Source organism: Alishewanella longhuensis, from assembly GCF_014653435.1.
In the GTDB taxonomy this organism is placed as follows: Bacteria; Pseudomonadota; Gammaproteobacteria; order Enterobacterales; family Alteromonadaceae; genus Alishewanella; species Alishewanella longhuensis.
Map to the genome: position 1 here is coordinate 109,180 of NZ_BNAO01000010.1, position 20,022 is coordinate 129,201.

The following is a 20,022-nucleotide window of genomic DNA, read 5'->3' on the forward strand; positions in this document are numbered from 1 at the left end:
AACAAGGCGGGTAACAATTTCTATGGTTTTGACGATATTTATACTCGTTGCTACTAAAAAAGTCTATTAATAACAGCGCTGAGCAGTTAGCAGGAGCAAGGTCACCCCAGTAAAAACCGGCATGACCTTGGAGTATCCCTTAGGCGTTATTGCATTTTCTGTAATAAGTCTAAAATAAAGGCATACTCTTGTGCTGTTTCTCCAAGACGAGCAAATCGACCTGATTTACCGCCATGCCCAGCTTCCATGTTGGTTCGGAACAGTAACGGCTTATTATCGGTTTTCAGCTCGCGCAATCTGGCTACCCATTTCGCTGGCTCAAAATATTGGACCTGCGAATCATGCAAGCCTGTTGTTACCAGCAGAGCAGGATAAGCCTGAGCCTTTACCTGATCATAAGGTGAATATGACAACATGTAGTCGTAATACACCTTTTCTTTCGGATTGCCCCACTCATCAAACTCGTTAGTGGTCAATGGAATACTCTCGTCTAACATGGTCGTGACCACATCAACAAAGGGCACATGCGCCACTAACCCCAGATATTTTTCCGGTGCCATATTAGCAACAGCCCCCATCAGTAAGCCACCGGCACTACCGCCCATACCGATAACTTTGTCCTTAGAAGCATATTTTTCAGCCACTAAATAGTCTGTTACGGCAATATAGTCAGTAAAGGTATTAATTTTATTCAGCAACTTACCATCCTCATACCATTGTCGGCCCATTTCCTGGCCGCCACGAATATGCGCAATAGCATACACAAAACCACGATCAACTAAGGATAAGGCCGTAGAACGGAAAGAGGGATCCATTGATGCACCATAGGAACCATAGGCATACTGGTATAAAGGGGCTGTGCCATCGCGTTTAAAGCCTTTACGGTACAATAGCGACACTGGCACCTTGACGTTCTCGGCTACCGGCACCCAAACCCGCTCTGTCACATAATTATCTTTATCAAAGCCACCTAATACCTCTTGCTGCTTTAACAACTGCTTTTCGCCCGTTTGCATATTAAGCTGATAGACACTGGCTGGCGTAGTCAAAGAGGTGTAGGTATAACGTAACCAAGGAGTATTTTGCTCAGCATTAATTTCAAAGCCTGTGACATAAGCGGCTTCATCAGAGCTGATATAGAAGGCTTTAGCAGGATCCTGCCATGGCATAACCCGAATTTTTCTTAAGCCATCGCTACGCTCACTAATCGCCAGATAATCATTAAATAGGGCAAAATCCTGAATAAATACAGCGTCATCATGCGCCAGTAGTGGCTGCCAGTTCGCTCTATCACCAATTTTGTCATCCGGAACAGACATCAAACGATAGTTAGGCGCTTGCCAATCGGTACGAATAATCCAACGACCGGCAATATGCTCAGCGTCATATTTAAACTCGCGTTGCCGTGGCGCAAAGACCTTAAAATCACTCTCTGGTTTAGCCGCATCCAACACCCGCAGCTCATCAGAGACAGTACTGCTCAGGTTTATCATCACAAAACGGCCATCCTGGCTATTGTTAACCCACATGTAAAAGCTGTTGTCTTGTTCCTGATAGACCACCTTAGCTTTAGCCGGCTCCTGGCCTAGCTTATGCCGTAATACGGTATTACTTAACAAAGTAACAGGATCGTTTTGCACCAGAAAAAGTTGCTTACTGTCCGCTGACCAGGCAATAGCAGCAGATAATCCGGTTAGCTGATCCGGTAAATCTTTGCCGGTCTGTAAATCACGGATTTTCAGGGTGTACTGCCGCCGCCCAGTGGTATCTTCCATGTAAGCTAATAAACGCTGGTTTGGGCTAACCTGTAAATTAGCTGCCTGATAAAAGTCTTTACCTGCTGCCAGTTCATTAACATCCAATAATACCTGTTCAGCACCACCAGCTACCGGTTGACGCAAATAAATAGGGTATTCCTTGCCAGTTTCAAAACGGCTGAAATAACGGTAATCGCCCTTAACATAAGGTACTGAACTATCATCTTGCTTAATACGCCCAATTAACTCCTCAGTGAGTTGCTCAGTCAGCGCAGTGTAGTGTGCACTGTACTGCTGATAGTAGGCATTTTCAGCGTTTAAATAACCCAATACTTTCGGATCTTGCCGCTTGTCATCACGCAGCCAATAGTAAGGATCTATTCTGTCACCATTGGGTGAGGTCACTTTAAATTCAATTTTTTCCGCTTTTGGTGTAAGCAAGATCTTTTCCTCAGCTACTACAGTCATGGCCGGAAGTAACATGCTGGCTAGCACGAGCATTCGATAGGGTGTCTTTAACATTTAACAACCTCTTGTTTAATTAATTTTGCTTGCTGTTAGGGTATTTTATTGCATTGAGTTAAAACACAATGTTATCGCCTTGTAAGAGTAAAGCAGCCTGCTAGCTAAGAGCAAGCAGCTTTAGCTTCACACTGAAGATTAATAGCGTTATATTCTTCCAGTTTTTAAAAAACTGACTAATACTAAAGGGTGTGTTGATATACCCTCGATATTGCAAAGGAAATATTATGAATTTAATGACTGTAGCTGAAGTGGCCGAGTTTTTAGGCGTACCAGAAAGCCGGGTAGAGCGCTTAGCCAGAGAGCATCTATTGGTTGCCAGTGATAAAGACAGCGAAGGCAAGCCGTTGTTTGCAGTTGATGACGTGACACGTTATAAAACTTTAGCTGAACGACTTGGCGGTTTATAAAAGCAATAACTCCGCCAGCTTATGACGCCATTGCTGTGCCGCATCTTGATAATCAGGAGCGGCTTGGTACCACAGCCAACAAAATCCACTGTATAAAACTTTTGCCAATTTCAACCGTGAGTGTAAGCTTTGTTGATAACGCAAGGCACTTTGGTTATCAGCGAAACGTCGCTTAGCATGATAATGCGTCAACATTTGCTGTTCTTGCTGCTCGCTTAACTGGAAGTGTAACGATATTGCCGCTAAGTCAAAGCTACTGTCGGTGAGTTGTGTATATTCAAAATCAAGCAACCAAATTCTTCCTGCCGCCCACAGTAAGTTTCCTTGATGTAAATCCATATGACATAGCACTAAATCGGACGGCTGCGCTTCAAATTGATGAGCATTTTGTTGCAGAGCATTAAATAAGGATGCCGCCGGCTCCAAGGCTGGCATTTGACTATTATGCATTAGCTGCCGTAAATACTGACTCACCTGCATAATAGGCGTTTGTACCTTAAGCGCATGCAACTCTGCCAGAGTACTGGCTAATAGCAATAGCCGCTCTGGTGTTAACGTAAGTGGTTTGCCGCCAGTTACATACTCACTGATCAGTAATTGCTGGTGATTATTCAGGCACAGCGGCGCCGGCGCTAAACCCACTGCAGCAGCGGCATGCTGACAACGCAACTCTTGCTGTCGACATACGCCCAATGTATCCAGAGGATAGCGACGCAGCACATACTCCCCCCGCTCAGTACGGACATAATAATTTAAATTACTTTCACCAGACGCCAGAGGTTTAACCTCCAATGGTGGATGGCTGGCAAAAAACTCCAGATGCTGGCAAAACCGTGTTATAACTGCACTGGCTCCGGCATCGAGCTTTGTTGCAGTTGATAATGACTGCGCCATGCAAAATATCCCACTAAAGCAATAATGGTATACAGCATAAACAAGGCTGTCAGAAAATAAAGGTGTTTTTGGGCATAAACAAAAATACATACGGCATCTATTACCACCCAATACAACCAGTTTGACACTAACTTTTTAGCAACCAGCCAAGTAGCAACGATACTAAAGGCAGTGGTTTGGGCATCTAACCAGGCGAAATCAGCATGGGTATAGTTGGCCATCAGGTACCCCAAACCCAGCCCTGTCATTGCCGTTAAACTAATCAGCAACAAATGCCGTTGCCAGGCCCATTCAAACACAGCTCGTCCGCCGGCAGCCTGTAACTTTAATTGTTGCCAGCGCCTCCAGCCGTAGAGCGCCATTCCTGCGTAGTATAAATGCAACAACGCATCTGACAGTAAGGCGGAATCCCACATGACATGAGTAAACAACAAAGTACTGAGTAAGGCTGCTGGCCAGCACCAGATGCTTTGCTTAAGCGCCAGTATTACATAGGCCAATGCCAACAAGGTTGCCACCAGCTCTACGCTATGCATCAGCTGCCAGTCATTAATCAGCTTACTCAGTAACTCATTCATGGCCGCAAATCACCTGGAATAAATTTACAAACAAACACCAACTTACCGTAGGTTTGCATCGACCACCGCATGCAGTGTTGCAGGGCCTGCATTACCTCATCATAGTCGCCAAAAATCTGCGTACTCATGGTATTGGTAATAATGTGTAAACCAGGTTGCTGCGCCAGCTGCTCAATAAAAGCCTGAATAGGACCTTTATAATCATTTGCCAGCGGGTATTTACTAATTTCTACCGATAATTGCATACAAAGACTCCTTAAAAGCTATAGCTGGCCGTTATGCCAATACGACGCGGTTCAGCAAATTGCTCATACACATGGGGCGCATATTCATCACGGGGATCATTGCCAAAATAAAAACCGCGTACTCCGACGTCTTTATCCAGAGCATTACGTACCCAAAGCGCCAGCTCCCAGTGCTGTACTTGATAATTTAAGCGCACATTAACCAGCTCGCTGCTACCGGCCTTGGCATTGTGGCCATCAGAATAGTAAAAGCTGCTCTTGCCCTGCACACCGGCCTGTAGCGACAGTTGCTCTGTGAACAACCAATCGGCACCGACACTGTAGTTAACCCGCGGTGCATGCGCTTGATCGCGCCCGCTAAGATCTAAGCCACTGTCAGTAACATAGTGCCCAAGGCGGGATTGCAAGTAACCCGCACTAGCAAACAATTGAAGTTGACTATTCAACTGCAGTCGGGTTTCCATCTCTACCCCATAATTACGACCACTAGCCGCATTATCAATAAAGCCAGCAAACTCAGGCCCTAAATCCGGGTTAATCCAGCCTTTTACCTGCATATCTTTGCGCCACATGTAAAAAGTCGCGACTCGGGTCGTTAAACTACCATCAGCACTGCTACCTTTTACGCCAAATTCTGCATTAATTACGCTTTCCGGATTAAAGCTGGCCTTAGTTGCTAATACCGCAAAGTTTTCATCGGCGGCTTTTGATAAGGCCTCGCCGTTGATACCGCCAACCTTATAACCGCGCGACACTAAACCATAAAGTAGCGCTTGCGGATTAAGCTGATAATTCAGGCTGATTTTTGCGCCCCACATGGTTTTATCGGATTGCAAATTGATGCTGGCTACGTCCAGGTAGTCGTCTTTGTACTGTTCAATACGTCCACCCACCACTAGGCTTAACTGTTCAGTAAGCGCTGTGTGCGTCTCACCATATAGCGATAAATTCCGGCGCTGTAAGGCACTGGCAAAACGTTCTCGCTTATCTTCTTTTCGGCGTAAACGTTCTAACGTCAAATCTCGCGTACTGCCATAAAGACCAAACACCCAATCAGTATTGCCAAATAGTAGTCCCGCAGGTTTTGACACTAAACGATAGTCTAATGTCCATTGCTCACGTTCGCGCAAGTAACGATCCTGATAAGAATATTCCCAGGGATGTATGCCACGATAGCTCCAATCTTCATCAAAGCCATAATCAGAATCTGCATTAAGGTAACTAAGTTGGGCATTAAAATCAGCTACACTCAATCCCTGATAAGCGAGGTTCAGTGCCAACGCTTTACTACGCAACTTATCTTGCCCCGGCTCGTCCGATAGCGTGGTTCTGTTACGGTCAAGCGAAAAGGCATCATAGCCATTTTGCTGGTCAATAACATGTGCCGTTAAACCCAGTTGCAATTGTTCAGCTGCCAGATACTGTAGTTTAAAACGGCCGGTAAATTCGTCGATATTATTAGTATTGGCGCGGTTTAGATAAGTATTTTCGATAAAACCATCTGATTTTTGCTGATCCAGCGTCAGGCTATACGCCAGTTGTTCTGAAACAGCTGCACTATGATAGCCAGATAACTGCCCGCTATCGTAATTGGCTAGGCTGGCACTTATTTTACCTTCAGGGGTAAAGGTTGGGTTTTTACTGGTAAAATTCACCATCCCCGCCAGGGCATTAGTGCCAAAGCGGGTAGCTTCCGGGCCACGAAATACTTCCAATTGCTCAGGGTGGGCCACACTGCTAATACCCAGCCCCGCATAATCAATACCATCAATTAAAATACCCACAGAAGGGTTAATAACGTCGATAAATTCGCTGCGCTCGCCAATACCCCGAATTTGGATAAAGCGGCCACGTGACGCGCCAGCAGCAAAATTAACATTGGCAAATTGTAGCAGAGCATCATCAAGATGCTGTGCTGACTGCCGCTGCAGATCTTGCTCGGTTAAAACAGCAACACTACCAGCAACCTGTTGTAAATTTTGCTGTCGAAAATCGCCTTGTACCACAATACGTTCTATATCCTGCTCAGTAGCATGCAGAGAAAAGGTAGAAAGGATAGCAAGAGATAAAGTAGAAAAACGCAAAAACATAGGTGATCGGCTCCAAAGCAATTTGAGGATCACACTGTTCAAAGACGACATCAAATCCGCTAACTTAAGCTAACTTAGCCTGAGTATTAAGGTAGTCAATGTGCTCTGATGGGGAGTTAGCACCATCCCTCCGCCGGTATGATCCGGATCAGGTTCTAAGGGTTCGCTTGCTAGCATCTCAGCACTTTCTAACCGTAATTAAAAAGAGCACCCCTTGGTTGCCGTTGCAGTCTATGCGCTTTTACAAAAAAAAACAATGTTAACGCCAACAACCTTTATCATCCAGGCAAAGTTTTAGCTGTGCCGCCAGATCAACAGCTGGCAGTGGTTTGGCAAATAAGTAGCCCTGACCGATATCACAATGATGCTGCAGTAGCGCCTTGCATTGTGCCTGGGTCTCCACGCCCTCAGCCACCACTTCTAAACCTAACTTACGCACCATAGCAATCGTAGAGGTGATAATATCGAAGTCCGCTTGATTATCTAACATGCCAAACACAAAACTTTTATCAATCTTGATGGTATCTACCGGCATTTGCCGTAAATAGCTCAGTGAAGAGTAACCGGTACCAAAATCATCAATTGCCAGCCTAAAACCTAAGGCTTTCAAGCGCTGCATATTGGTGATGGTTTCGCCAATACTATTGGCTAACAAGCTTTCGGTCAGCTCAAGCTCGAACATCGCGGCAGATAATTGATGGTGCTGCAGTTGCTGCTGCAAAAAAACCGGCAAATTAGGATCATTTAACTGAGCAGCGGAAAGATTAATTGCCACTGTCAGCTCGGTAAAACCTGCCTGGCGCAGAGCAATCATGAGTATGAAACTTTGTTCAATTACCCAGTAACCAACCGGCACCATCAGGTTCGCATATTCCAATACCGTAATAAACTCGTCTGGAGGCACCAGCCCCCGGGACGGGCTTTGCCAACGCAGTAACACTTCAAGTCCCTGTAGTTGCTGATCTAGCAAGCGGATCTTTGGCTGGGCATACAGTAAAAACTGTTGCTGCAACAAGGCTTGCTTTAGCTCACTTTCCAATGCCAGACGATTCTGATAAGCATCGAACATTTGTTGGCTATAAAAATGCAGACTATTACCACCCTGAGCTTTTGCCTGATACATCGCCAAATCCGCTTGGCGTACCAAGTCGTCAGGCTTTAAATGCGCATCACGGGTACAACTAATACCAATACTTACACTAAGTTGATACTGCTCTTCTGCTAGCTGCATGGGTTCCTGAAAAACGGTAATCAGGGTGTTGGCTAAATCCACCAATAATTCTGGCGAGGCAACTTCGGTAACAATCACAAATTCATCACCGCCAAAACGACAAATGAGATCTGTTGGTGCCAGGGCTTGCCTGAGACGATTTGCCGCCTCAATTAATAACTGATCTCCTTGTTCATGACCACGGATATCATTCACCCGCTTAAACTGATCAAGATCTAAAAACAATAAACCCAAACAGACACTACTACTACTTAATCCTGCAATACTTTTTTTCAGGTGAAACTGCAGCATATTGCGATTTGCCAAGCCCGTGAGCAGATCGAACATGGCCATGTTTTCCAGTTCCCGGGTTTTTGCTGCAATGTTGTCTTGTAGTAACTCTAATTTACAACTTAAGGCTTCACTGGCTTTGTGCAAGCGATCGACTTCATCACTTAGCCAAGCAGAGGGCTTTGGCAACGCCTCGCGAAAAGGTCGAAACTTATTCTCAGCCAGTAGGGGTAGCGCAAACGATATCTGCAATAACCTGCCGGTTAAGCGGCGGGTTAACCAATAAGCCAGCCAGAAAAAAAGTAAAAAACAGATTAACGCCAGAGCAATTAGTTGCCACTTAAACGTATTATTGGCCGCTTGATAAGCGGCAATATCCTCCAGCAGCAAAATTGCATACTGTTGGCGCCCCTGAGTTACCAGTGGCAGTTGATGCACAAAATAAGGGGTCTCATTAAGTGTTAAGCCTGTCATAGTAGCTTGTTGTAAGCTCTCTGCATTAAGTTGTGCCAGTGCAGTAATGATAATCTTAGCAAAATCAATCGCCGCGGTGGTGGCTGAGAGTACAGATAAGCCCTGCTCATCAAAACGTACTATGGCCACTTCACTTTGCAAGGCTTGCCCAAGCGCTATAACAACACCTGCCAAGGTTTGACTGGAAATCAGCACCGCAATATTGCCATCCTGATCAGAGAGCGGCACGCTAACCAAACTGCTGCAATGCGCTGCACAATAAATCCGGGATTGCGGGCGCTGCTCAAGATAAGTTTGTTCTACCATAGGCATTAATGCTGCAGGAAAAGGCGCAGATTGAAACAGCGCTTCGGTGCTTTGCTCTGAAAAAAGCCATAACGATTCTATATTCAGATGTAAACTTAAGGCGTCGTACCGTTGCGATAATTCGGCTAAAAAACCCGAAAAACCTTGCTGTTGTGGCAAAGACGCCAACTCAGCAAAACTTTCAAACCAGGCTTGTTGCTGGCTTTGCAGCAATAGCTGATACTGCAAAAAATGCTGGGTAACTTGTTGTTGTTTTAATTGCTGCTGCTCTATAAAACTCTCGTTTAAACGCTCTAGCGATAAACTGGTTACCAGCACAATAAGTACCAGCATAAGAGCCAGCATCAGGCCGATAATTTTGGTATTAAAGCTAAAGAATCGCATTAGAATCTATACGTTAATTGCAGCGCCCAAACTTGCCAGTAACGCTGATTATTAAGAGCCAAATCAGGTATCAGACTAGGTGAAAGTCTTCCTGTGCCATCTACCCAGTGATGCTCGACCTGCCATTGCCAGTTTTTGGCAAACGCATAACTGAGTCCAAACATAATACTCTGCTGATAGCCAAAATAAGCTGGAATACCGATTTCAGGCAAAGAAGAACCGCGTTTGTCGTTTTTATTTTGTGTCAGGTAATCTAGTGTGATCAGAGCGCTGAGTTTAGTGGACAATTGGTATCGCCCTAATAAATAACCGCCCTGACCTTTCTGATCGCGTCGAAAACCAGGCTGATAAAACCCTTTTATCGACAATCGTTCTTGCATTAACTCCGCAGCTAACTCCCATTTTTCAGCTTGATAGCGCCAAGTCAGCATAAAACGCTGCACCGTCAGGTCAGCATCAAAGAAAAAATCAAAATCGGCAGCGCCATAGCTAAAGTCAGAATCCAACAAGGAAATACCATAAGTCGCCTGGCTACCCAAACTCTGCCAAAAAAGACTGGCCTGGTGTACAAACTTTTGTTTAGCCTCTCCTTGCACCACAGGGCTGAGTAAGATCTGGCTTTGTGCCTTGGTAATATTCGTAGCCCCAAGACTCCAGTTATACTCAAGTTCACCACTGCTGCCTTGTAAATAGCCTTTAATGGCTACCCCATCGCTGGCAACCGCAATGTCGCGAAAAGCGTCATAGTAAATCGATTGAGGCAACATAATACTGGGTCTGGTAAAGGGGACATCCCGGGTGCTGGAATACAGCCAATGCTGATTTTTATAACGCCCAAGATACAAATTAAGTTGATGATCAAAATCATCAAGTAAACTGATATCTAAGAATAAGTAATCCAGCCGCCCTCCCTCCGGATAGCGGTTACCACCATTCAGATAAACTAACTGTCCAGATAACTTTAAGCGGGATGAAACCTTCCAATTGGCATTAATACCCACCTCTGTCAAAGCCGCAGAGAGATCACCGCTATTATTAACGGCGTTGCTTTTCTTCGCCTGCGCAAGCCCTTGCGCAAGAAAGCCATGCACACTAAGAGATTCCGCCTGGATGGAGAGCGGTAACAGACATAGTGAAATAAGTAAGTAAAATTGCCGGCTATTTTTCATGTACCACCACCACCCGCACAGCTGGAGAACCTTTGTCTGTAGCCAGATAACCAATAGCGCCCGGTGTCTGTTTTAATAGTAGCAACATCTCCTCTTCAGACTGTACTTGGGTTGGGAAGCTACCAATACCGGAGAAACGCTGCCGATCCCATATCGCATCTAATTGATAAGGAAACATTTTTAAATAGTTCCGACTAAATCGGATATGTTGTTCATCTGCCGAATTTAGTACAAACACCTGGATGGGCTGCCCATCAGACCAACGGGTTTGCCGCATAGTAAAAATGGCTCTGAGTTGAGATGTACTAAGCTGCTCTTCGCTCACAGATGAGTGTGCAACAACTTCCAGCGCCTTTACAGGCCAGGAAAGCAGCAGCAATAAACAGTATAAAGCACGTAGTAAAGTCATCTTATCCCTATAAACCTAACTCCGGCTAACCGGTTATTAATTATAGTCGCTTTATAAAAGCTAGCTTGACTATCTGAGTAGCAGCTTTAACTATAAGCAATAGCAGATAAAAATGTTACTAAAGTGAAAATTATTTCACAACCCTAAGTACCAGGTCGCTATTGAGAAATACAAAAGCACGCCTGCCACATCAGCGATAGACGTAATTAAAGGACCACTTGCTGTTGCCGGGTCCATATTAAAGCGGCTGAGTAAGAAAGGTAATGATAGCCCAATTAAACTGCCCACTAACACTACTAACATCATGGTAAGCGCCACTACTACAGCAATATCGGGCCCGCCGCGCCACAGCCCCAACCCCACCACTGCGGCCGACATTGTCAGGCCAAGTAAACCGGCTACCAGACATTCTTTACCTAATAATGAGCCCCAGTCTCGCAGCTTAACATCACCGGTAGCTAAAGCACGCACCATTAAGGTGCCAGACTGCGCTCCAGCATTACCGCTACTGGCGATAAGTAAGGGTAAAAAGAATAACAACGCCAGATAGCTGGCAATGGTTTCTTCAAAGTAGGCGATGCCAGCGCCGGAGAAAATATTACCGAATACCAGTACAACCAGCCAAAATACCCGTTTGCGATATAACAGGCCGATACCAGCATGTTTAACACTACTCTCCAGCTTTCCGATAGTAGCGGTTTTGTGGAAATCTTCGGTGGCCTCTTCCGCAACAACGTCCATCGCATCATCGTAGGTCACAATACCAACCATTTGATGTTGCTCATTCACTATGGGTAGTGCCAGTAAGTCGTACTTGGCTATTAAACTAGCTACTTCTTCCTGCGGCATATCGACACTGGCGTATATAGGATCATGATTCATTAAATCATCAACCCGCATACTCACGGGTGCCAGAATTAAATCGCGCAAACTGACTACGCCAATCAATTGCCGCGCTTTATCTACCACATAAGATGAATAAATAGTTTCTTTGTCCGGCGCTTCCAGGCGCAGCACTTCAATGGCTTCGCGCACCGTAAGATCCGGCGGCAACACCGCATAATCTGAAGTCATAATAGCGCCAGCACTGCCTTCTTCATGCGCCGATAAGCGCAAAAGATCTTCTCGCTCAGCTTGCGCCAGTGCAGGTAACAGCGTATCGCGCTGCTCTTCCGTTAACCGATTAAATAAATCAGCGCGTTCGTCCGACGACATTTGCCGGATAATAGGTGACAATTTCCGTCTGCTAATACTAATGGCCAGTTTAACTTGCACTTCAGCTGGTAAATAGCCAAAAACCTCAGCCTGCTCTGCGCGCGGTAAAACCGTTAATAAAGTCCAAAGTTCGGTAGCAGAAAATTCTGTTAGGGCAGCAGCGTAATCGGCTGGATGCACATCTTCCAGCTGGTCACGTAACAAATGGGCGGTATCATGCTCCAGCGCAGCGCGCAGAGTATCGATAAGAACAGGTAATTCCATAACAACCTCTTATCAGCAACAACTGCTTAATAAGAGACTGGCTAGCAGATCAGCTTATTAAGCGCAGATTAATATGATTCTGGTGACTATGCAGGCTACGCCTGCTACTGGGAACGTCCATAAAGTTGAAAAACTCCAAATGGATAATTAACACATTGCCACTTAAGCAAATTTTCACGCTATTTTATAAGCTAAGTGAGCTGAACTCAACCTGAGCAGCCAAAGTTTTACTGAATAAACCAGACTTTCTGTTAGCATAGTGTTTCGCATCAAAGGAGTGGAATGATGACCAAGCAAAATACAGCGATCCTGTCTCAGTGGTGGCAGCCTCAGGCATTGGCTCTGGATGAATGCTGGCAATACAGTGTTGGCCCCATTACGCTGTATTTTAAGCGTTGCCTGCAAGAATGGCAGTTTAGTTTTGAACGCCAGGATCAAGCCGAAACCAACTTTAGCACTGTCAGCCAGAGTGCTGTCTGTTTGCCGGAACTGTTAACATCACAACGCTTTATTTTTCGGCACAGCCCAACCAGCTTCCGCTTAACACCAAAATTGTTAGAACGGCCAGTGGTGATTAAAACCCGTCAGCCGGTAAGTATTCCGGCAGGGGAACAAAATGTGTTTTATATCAGCTCCCCGGTTTGTATACAGGTTAGTTTAGAGCAACCGCAAACCATATTGCTGGAAATCTCTATTCAACGTCTATCCGACACCTGGTTTGGCGCTTCCACTGAGCATGGCCAGCTGTGTTACGCAGATAAAACACATGCCAGGCAAAGCTTGGCGGAAATACCGGCCAGGCCGCATCGAGCCGTCACGGCGGTGACCATCGAAAATCGTTCTGATAAAATGCTAACTATTGATAAAATTAGTATTCCATTGCCCTATCTCGCCATTTATGGTCGTAATGACGGCAGCCTTTGGACCGACCCTATTACTTTACAACATGAAGGTGACAGCAGTTTAACCCGCTTTAAAATTAGCAAGGAGCTGCCCGCAGGTCTGAGCAGTGCTGATTTGTTAACGGCACCACGAGAGTTACCTGATAAAAACAATTTAGTACGGGCTTTCACCGGCATCTTTAGCCAATAAAGGATAGATTATGTTTGATGCTCTGCTGCAATTTATACAATCAGACGCTGTGATCAATGGTCTCCAGGCCTTATTATTGATTTTGAGCGGCTTCTTACTCGCCCGTTATACCGCCAAAGCCGCTGAGAAAATCATCAGTAACAATTTTTCCAGACATCATGCCGTGTTGTTCCGCCGTGTTGTCTATTGGCTGGTATTAGCTCTATTCTTAGCTTCAGCGTTGCATCAGTTGGGCTTCTCTCTAGGTGTTCTGCTTGGCGCTGCTGGCGTATTATCCGTGGCTATTGGTTTTGCCTCCCAAACCTCCGCTTCCAATTTAATCAGCGGGCTATTTCTGATTGGTGAAAAGCCTTTCCAAATTGGCGATACCATTAAAGTGGGCACGACGATCGGCGAAGTACTGTCGATTGATTTACTGTCAGTAAAGTTACGCACCTTTGATAATCTGTTTGTGCGGATCCCGAATGAAAGTTTGATCAAGTCTGAAATGACCAATATGACACGCTTCCCCATTCGCCGTTTTGATTTGCTTCTAGGGGTAGCTTATAAAGAAAATATCGCTAATGTACGCAAAGTACTATTTGACGTAGCAGAGAAAAATCCACTCAGTTTGGACGAACCCGCGCCAGCCTTTTTATTTACCGGCTTTGGTGACTCTGCCTTAAATTTGCAATTTTCGGTTTGGTGCAGCACCGGCAACTTTAGAGCGCTGCGTAATAGCTTGCAAGAGGAAATAAAACTGGCCTTTGATGCTGCTGGCATTGAAATCCCCTTCCCACATCGCACCCTTTATGCTGGCAGTGAGACGCCGCCCTTTCCGGTGCGGATTGTCTCGGAAGCAACGCCTGCCAGTACAGAGCAAAAACCAGATAAACCGGCAAATTCTTAAGCCAGCACAGTGCCTGATAATATAGACATTGGTATTTATCCCAAAACACGTCATAGTAAAGATAACCTGGCCAATACAGCCGGGTTTACCAGGAGCTTGCGAATGTGGCGTAGTTTAAGCCTGTTGTCATTGTCTGTTACCAGTTTTACGCTGTCTGCCCAGTGCAACAGCGACTTTGATAGTGCGCTGTTAAAACAACAAAACCCCACTATCAGCGCGATAACATTTCAACGCAATAACGTCTTCGACCTTACCGAAAAAGGCATTTTTTGGCTGCATCGCTTTGCGAATGCCAGCCATATTATTAGCACCGAAGAAACCATTCGTGATGATTTATTGTTTAGCGAAGCGGCACCATTAAAACTCTCAGAGCTAGCTGAAACAGAGCGTTTGCTACGTAGCCGACGTTATTTGCGAGATGCCAAAGTAGAGGTTGTCAGCTATTGTGGCGCAGATAACAGCGCGGTGGTGCAGGTCAGCACCTGGGACAACTGGTCGCTACTGCCTAAGATCGATTTCTCCAGCGAAGGTGGTGAAACCAAATATTCTTTGGGCATCGCCGAGGATAATCTACTGGGTTCAGGTAACCATATCCAACTGGATTACTCAAAAGACAGTGAGCGTACCGGTTATTTGCTTAGTTTTGCCAGTCCCAATATTTTTGGGAGTCATTGGAATACCTTGGTCAGTTATGCCAATAACTCCGATGGCGAGAATTATCAATTTGCCTTGCAGCGTCCATTCTATCGCTTAGATTCTGACTGGGCTTTTAACTTTGATTTGTTAAAAAATAAAGAGCAGGTAACAGATTATTTATTAGCCGAAAGTGTCAATGAATACGATCGCACCCGCAATCAATTCGAGAGTTCGGCAGGCTTTAAATTAGCGGCGCGTGGGCAAAGTATTCAACGCCTACTGTTGGGGTTAACGCTGGAAGATGTTTCCTTTAGTGAGCAGGCGGGCACCGTCTTGCCATTACCTGCCGAACGCAACTTATCGGCACTATGGATAGAGTATCAATTACTGCAGGATGATTTTTACAAACTCTATAATATAAACCAGTTTAATCGGGTAGAAGATATCAATGCAGGCTGGCAATTACGCTTGCGCTTAGGTTATTTACAACCGTGGCTTGGTGCTGATGCAGACGGCTTACAACTTACACTAAATGTAGATAAAGCCTGGCAGTTGGGGCCGCAAACCTGGATATTTAGTGAGCTGAGCTACGATCGCTTAGCTTGGGAAAATACTCGTCAGGAATTATGGCATCTGGCATTACAGGTAAATCATCAACTCAATGCCCGCAACAGTGTAATGGCCAGCATCTCTGCGGAGAAAGGCAGAAATTTATTTACAGATGAAGCCTTATACCTAGGAGGAGATAGCGGACTGCGGGCCTTTCCACTGTATTACCAGCGTGGCGATAATCGGATGGTTGCCACAGCCGAATACCGCCATTATACCGATTGGAACCTATGGCAAATTTTTGATGTCGGCTTTGCCGCCTTTACTGATGTCGGTCGCAGTTGGGGAGCCAATACCCAATTTGATTACGCCAGCGCCCAAAACGGCAGAGCCGGTGTTGACGATAAAATTTTATTAGGCGTCGGGGTTGGCATTCGCTTGTTATCCAGCCACTCCAGCCGTGGCACCATGGTTCATTTGGATCTCACCCGGCCTGTAACCGATAACCCAGACATTAGCAGTTGGCAATGGCGGGCCACGGCGAAAAGGCGCTTTTAAGTTAAAGCCCCCAACTCACGCTGCTATCAGTGTGGCTGACATTTAGGGCAAAACACTGTACTCCGTTGCCCCAAACGAATTTCCTGCAAAGCGGTACCACAAACCACACAAGGCAGGGTCGCACGGCCATACACCAACAATTCTTGTTTAAAATACCCTGGCTTACCATCGACCTGACTAAAATCCCGCAACGTCGTACCGCCCTGAACTATAGCGGCAGCCAGCGTTTCTTTGACTACGGTTGCTAGCAAAGTTAGTTTGTCTGCACTTACCTGGTTAGCCGGTGCCTGCGGGGCTATACCCGCCTTGAACAGCGCTTCGTTCGCATAGATATTGCCTACTCCTACTACCACCTTGTTATCCATTAACACCAATTTGATGGCCGCGCTGCGCTTGGCACAAGCGTTAAGCAAAGTCGCGGCACCAAAGGCGTCGGTTAACGGCTCTGGCCCTAATGCCGCTAATAGCGGATGCACCGTATCTTTCGCTTGCCATAACACCGCACCGAAGCGACGGGTATCGTTTAACCGCAAACACTGACCGCTGCTTAGCACAAAATCGAGATGATCATGTTTTTCAGGTAGTTGTTTGGCTGGCACCACCTTTAAATGGCCAGACATCCCCAAATGTAAAATAATGCAGCCAGTTGGTAACTCTATCAGCAAATATTTAGCGCGGCGGCTTACCGATAAAATAGGCTGCTCTGCTGCAGCAACCACCTCATCCGGTATCCACCAGCGCAGTTGCCGTTGCCGGGCAATAACCTTAATCAGTGTTTGCTGTGCTAAATGCGGACTGATCCCAAGGCGGGATACCTCAACTTCAGGCAATTCCGGCATGCTTACTCCACTAAAAATAATAAACGGGCCTGGGCTGCGCTAAGCTGATACAGCTGCGACTGCCCCACTTGCTGCAGCAAGTACTTCTGTTGTGTTACTGATGCATTCTGCTCAGCAGGCTCTGGGTAGAGCAGCCAAATTTGTGGTGTCAGCTCACCCACCAGCTGCACGCTGGCCTGAGCTACCGGCACCCAGCTTTGCTGTGCCTGCAAACTTACTGGCTGCAGAATACTATATTGCCAAGCGCTGGCCATCTGCTGCGCATTCACACCTGCACGACCGACTGGCTGTAATTGCCATTGCCCAGCGGCCTGCACTAAACGTTGATTACCAACAGACACACTTAACAGCTGTGCTTGCTCAGGCACCAATTGCGTAGGTTCAGCCACAGAAGCAGTATTACTGCCTGACCAGTCATAAAGGCTATACATTAAAATCAGTACCAAAAAGATCAGTACATTATTCCAGTTACGGCGTGAGAGTTTCAGCATAGCTAATCTGCAAAAAATGAAATGCAAAACATAGTAACGCAGGCAGGGCTTAAAAAGCAAAAACCCGGCCTAAGCCGGGTTTCTGTAAGTCGATTACTTGATTTTCGCTTCTTTGAAAATCACGTGCTTACGCACTTTAGGATCGAACTTTTTGATTTCCATCTTTTCTGGCATGGTACGCTTGTTCTTCGTTGTAGTGTAGAAGAAGCCAGTACCAGCAGAAGAAACTAAACGGATTTTATCGCGCATTTGTTAATTCCTTATACCTTGTGACCGTTGGCACGAACGTCTACTAAAACGGCGTCGATACCTTTCTTGTCAATAATACGCATACCACGTGGGGTAGTACGTAAAGTAACAAAACGGTTTTCACTTTCAACCCAGAAACGGTGAGTTTGCAGGTTAGGCAGGAAACGGCGCTTTGTCGCGTTGTTGGCGTGCGAACGACGGTTACCTACCATCGGACCTTTGCCAGTTACTTGGCATACTCTAGACATGTCAATATTTCTCCAAAATTACGTCAGCTCGAGCTATCTTTCACCCTTCTGGCCTTGAAGGTTGCCCCGAAAATGGATGAGGGCGCACTTTATACACGAAAGCGCGGTTAAACTCAAGACAAATTATACCCGTCATCCTTGCAGCTACAGCGGTATTCGCTAAATTCGCTCGCTGAAGTACCAGCCCGCTCACTTACCATTTCTCTGCAACTTCAATGATTTTGGGTATTTACCGGCAGCAGCGCTATTAAAGGCCAGCACCTCGTTATAGCCAGCCGCGTTCAGCAAAAGAGACAACTTCAGCATCACCCACCACAAAATGGTCCAAAACCCGGATATCCACCAAGGCCATGGCCTGTGTTAAACGCTCAGTAATCGCTCTGTCAGCGCGGCTTGGCTCGGCCACCCCAGAAGGATGATTATGAGCCAGAATAACAGCGGCGGCATTATGCTTTAAAGCGCGTTGAACTACAATACGCGGATACACGGGCGAGGCATCAATAGTGCCCTGAAAAAGCGGCTCAGCACAGATCATACGATGTTGATTATCAAGGTAAAGTACCATGAAGACCTCACGCTGCTCGTGCGAGAGTAGATGACTTAAATATTTTCGTACTAACTCAGGTTCTGAGAACACGGTTTCGCGCTGCAGCTGTTGTTGCAAAAAACGTCGGCTAAGCTCCAATACCGCCTGCAATTGCACATACTTGGCCTCACCCAAACCCCGGGCCTGACAAAACTCGCTTTGGCTGGCGGCCAGCAAAGGCTTTAAGCCGCCAAATTGCTGCAATAGCTGCCTTGCTAAACTCACCGCATCAATACCCGCTATACCGGTACGCAAAAAAATCGCTAATAACTCGGCATCAGATAACGCCGCGGCACCTTGCTCCAGCAGTTTTTCACGGGGGCGCTCTGCCAGCGGCCAGTCGGTAATAGCCATAATTTCCTCCTTTTTCAAACAGCTGAACTGATGCTGAATTATTGATTCCGTGCTATCTTATGCCATCATTCACGTGGCCGGGACAGTATTAAAATGCAGCAAACCCTTGCTTCTAAACGTATTTTACTTGGCATCAGCGGTGGTATAGCCGCATACAAAAGTGCTGATCTGGTACGGCGCCTAAAAGAGCGCGGAGCCGAGGTTAGGGTTATTCTTACCGATGCCGCCCAGCAATTTATTACGCCGCTGACACTGCAGGCCGTTTCTGGCAACCCGGTTAGCCATAGCCTGCTCGACCCTGCAGCTGAAGCCGCTATGGGCCATATCGAGCTGGCAAAATGGGCCGATCTTATTTTAATTGCTCCGGCCAGTGCCGATCTAATTGCCCGTCTTGCCCATGGTTTAGCTAACGATTTATTAAGCACCTGCGTACTTGCCAGCAGTGCCCCGGTGGCGGTTGCCCCAGCTATGAACCAGCAGATGTATAAAAATATAGCTACCCAAAAGAATATTGCAACATTAAGTGAACATAAATTTCACATATTTGGCCCTGGCTCTGGGGCGCAGGCCTGTGGCGATGTCGGTGCAGGTCGTATGTTAGAACCGTTAGAGCTTACCGCCCTAACAGAACGGTTATTTACACCTGTCAAAAATTTGCAAGGTTTACACTTTACTATTACTGCTGGCCCCACTCGCGAGGCCATTGATCCGGTGCGTTATATTAGTAATCATAGTTCTGGGAAAATGGGCTATGCTCTGGCAGCCGCTGCCGCTAAAGCCGGTGCCCGGGTCACCCTGATAAGCGGTCCGGTGCAATTACCTACCCCTGCTGGCGTAGATCGTATTGACGTGTTAAGTGCAGAACAGATGCTACAAGCAGCATTAGCCGCAGCGGTTACTGCCGACATCTTTATTGGCTGTGCCGCAGTTGCAGATTACCGGGTAGCAGAGATCGCAACCGATAAGCTTAAAAAGGGTAGCGAGAACGAGCTACAGCTAAAACTGGTGAAGAACCCAGACATTATCGCAACAGTGGCAGCTTTGCAGCAGCAGCGTCCCTTTACCGTGGGCTTTGCCGCGGAAACCCGAAATGTACTGGACTACGCCCGGCAAAAACTACTGAACAAACGCTTGGATATGATTTGCGCTAATGATGTCTCTGGCAGCCAAATAGGCTTTAACAGTGAGCAAAATGCCGTTAGCGTGATCTGGCGCGGTGGCGAGCTGGATTTACCGGTACAAGCGAAACAACAGCTGGCAGAGCAGCTTATTGCGCTAATCAGCCAGCACTATCAAGCCTAAAATAAACATAA

Annotated in this window: 19 protein-coding genes and 1 riboswitch; of the genes, 5 read left to right on the forward strand and 14 right to left on the reverse strand. The window is 46.3% G+C overall.

The genetic code is table 11. From position 1 onward, the window contains the following. Nucleotides 1–146: 146 nt before the first annotated feature. A complete protein-coding gene (locus IE163_RS16195) occupies nt 147–2,279 on the reverse strand; it encodes a S9 family peptidase (RefSeq protein WP_229833611.1) in 2,133 nt (710 codons plus the stop codon). 227 nt (nt 2,280–2,506) lie between these two features. Between IE163_RS16195 and IE163_RS16200 the strand changes: the two genes are divergently transcribed. After that, nucleotides 2,507–2,689, forward strand: coding sequence for a helix-turn-helix domain-containing protein (locus IE163_RS16200; RefSeq protein ID WP_189434037.1), 183 nt, complete (start codon nt 2,507–2,509; stop codon nt 2,687–2,689). On the opposite strand, the gene IE163_RS16205 is transcribed toward IE163_RS16200, so the two are convergent. The 8 genes from IE163_RS16205 to mgtE all read right to left on the reverse strand — a co-directional run bounded on the left by IE163_RS16205 (nt 2,684) and on the right by mgtE (nt 12,218). Then, the gene (locus IE163_RS16205) at nt 2,684–3,583 is read right to left on the reverse strand and encodes a phosphotransferase (RefSeq protein ID WP_189434038.1); all 900 of its coding nucleotides are present in this window, start codon (nt 3,581–3,583) and stop codon (nt 2,684–2,686) included. The genes IE163_RS16200 and IE163_RS16205 overlap by 6 nt on opposite strands. After that, a complete protein-coding gene (pnuC, locus tag IE163_RS16210) occupies nt 3,526–4,161 on the reverse strand; it encodes a nicotinamide riboside transporter PnuC (protein WP_189434039.1) in 636 nt (211 codons plus the stop codon). The genes IE163_RS16205 and pnuC overlap by 58 nt, the downstream gene beginning before the upstream one ends. Then, entirely contained in the window at nt 4,158–4,406 is a 249-nt protein-coding gene (locus IE163_RS16215; RefSeq protein ID WP_189434040.1) for a YkoF family thiamine/hydroxymethylpyrimidine-binding protein, read from the reverse strand. Before IE163_RS16215 ends, pnuC begins: the two co-directional genes overlap by 4 nt. A gap of 11 nt (nt 4,407–4,417) precedes the next feature. Next, nucleotides 4,418–6,496 carry a TonB-dependent receptor gene (locus IE163_RS16220; protein ID WP_189434041.1) on the reverse strand — a complete coding sequence of 693 codons (2,079 nt, stop codon included), beginning with the start codon at nt 6,494–6,496 and terminating at the stop codon, nt 4,418–4,420. Between the two features lie 108 nt (nt 6,497–6,604). Next, nucleotides 6,605–6,721, reverse strand: a riboswitch (TPP riboswitch). Nucleotides 6,722–6,755: 34 nt separating this feature from the next. After that, nucleotides 6,756–9,161 carry a putative bifunctional diguanylate cyclase/phosphodiesterase gene (locus IE163_RS16225; RefSeq protein ID WP_189434042.1) on the reverse strand — a complete coding sequence of 802 codons (2,406 nt, stop codon included), beginning with the start codon at nt 9,159–9,161 and terminating at the stop codon, nt 6,756–6,758. Continuing rightward, entirely contained in the window at nt 9,161–10,330 is a 1,170-nt protein-coding gene (locus tag IE163_RS16230) for a hypothetical protein (protein ID WP_189434043.1), read from the reverse strand. Before IE163_RS16230 ends, IE163_RS16225 begins: the two co-directional genes overlap by 1 nt. Next, nucleotides 10,320–10,739 (reverse strand): type 2 periplasmic-binding domain-containing protein, encoded by a 420-nt coding sequence (locus tag IE163_RS16235; protein ID WP_189434044.1) that lies wholly within the window; start codon nt 10,737–10,739, stop codon nt 10,320–10,322. Before IE163_RS16235 ends, IE163_RS16230 begins: the two co-directional genes overlap by 11 nt. 135 nt (nt 10,740–10,874) lie before the next feature. Next, nucleotides 10,875–12,218, reverse strand: coding sequence for a magnesium transporter (mgtE, locus tag IE163_RS16240; protein WP_189434045.1), 1,344 nt, complete (start codon nt 12,216–12,218; stop codon nt 10,875–10,877). Between the two features lie 282 nt (nt 12,219–12,500). On the opposite strand from mgtE, the gene IE163_RS16245 reads away from it, so the two are divergent. The 3 genes from IE163_RS16245 (at nt 12,501) to IE163_RS16255 (ending at nt 15,942) form a co-directional block, all read left to right on the forward strand. Further along, on the forward strand, nt 12,501–13,310 hold the full coding sequence (locus tag IE163_RS16245) for a DUF432 domain-containing protein (protein WP_189434046.1): 810 nt from the start codon (nt 12,501–12,503) through the stop codon (nt 13,308–13,310). A gap of 10 nt (nt 13,311–13,320) precedes the next feature. Continuing rightward, nucleotides 13,321–14,199, forward strand: coding sequence for a mechanosensitive ion channel family protein (locus IE163_RS16250; protein ID WP_189434047.1), 879 nt, complete (start codon nt 13,321–13,323; stop codon nt 14,197–14,199). Nucleotides 14,200–14,301: 102 nt separating this feature from the next. Further along, nucleotides 14,302–15,942 (forward strand): BamA/TamA family outer membrane protein, encoded by a 1,641-nt coding sequence (locus IE163_RS16255; RefSeq protein WP_189434048.1) that lies wholly within the window; start codon nt 14,302–14,304, stop codon nt 15,940–15,942. A gap of 26 nt (nt 15,943–15,968) precedes the next feature. On the opposite strand, the gene mutM is transcribed toward IE163_RS16255, so the two are convergent. The 5 genes from mutM to radC form a co-directional block, all read right to left on the reverse strand. After that, entirely contained in the window at nt 15,969–16,781 is an 813-nt protein-coding gene (gene mutM / locus IE163_RS16260; RefSeq protein ID WP_189434049.1) for a bifunctional DNA-formamidopyrimidine glycosylase/DNA-(apurinic or apyrimidinic site) lyase, read from the reverse strand. Between the two features lie 2 nt (nt 16,782–16,783). Then, nucleotides 16,784–17,272 (reverse strand): hypothetical protein, encoded by a 489-nt coding sequence (locus tag IE163_RS16265; RefSeq protein ID WP_189434050.1) that lies wholly within the window; start codon nt 17,270–17,272, stop codon nt 16,784–16,786. 93 nt (nt 17,273–17,365) lie between these two features. Continuing rightward, nucleotides 17,366–17,521: a 50S ribosomal protein L33 gene (gene rpmG, locus IE163_RS16270; RefSeq protein WP_008219722.1), complete on the reverse strand. Its 156-nt coding sequence runs from the start codon at nt 17,519–17,521 to the stop codon at nt 17,366–17,368. An 11-nt stretch (nt 17,522–17,532) separates the two neighbouring features. Then, complete coding sequence (gene rpmB / locus IE163_RS16275) at nt 17,533–17,769, reverse strand: 50S ribosomal protein L28 (protein WP_189434051.1); 237 nt, start codon at nt 17,767–17,769, stop codon at nt 17,533–17,535. Nucleotides 17,770–18,034: 265 nt separating this feature from the next. After that, entirely contained in the window at nt 18,035–18,709 is a 675-nt protein-coding gene (radC, locus tag IE163_RS16280; RefSeq protein WP_189434052.1) for a RadC family protein, read from the reverse strand. A gap of 93 nt (nt 18,710–18,802) precedes the next feature. Between radC and coaBC the strand changes: the two genes are divergently transcribed. Further along, nucleotides 18,803–20,011 carry a bifunctional phosphopantothenoylcysteine decarboxylase/phosphopantothenate--cysteine ligase CoaBC gene (gene coaBC / locus IE163_RS16285; RefSeq protein ID WP_189434053.1) on the forward strand — a complete coding sequence of 403 codons (1,209 nt, stop codon included), beginning with the start codon at nt 18,803–18,805 and terminating at the stop codon, nt 20,009–20,011. Nucleotides 20,012–20,022 lie beyond the last annotated feature (11 nt).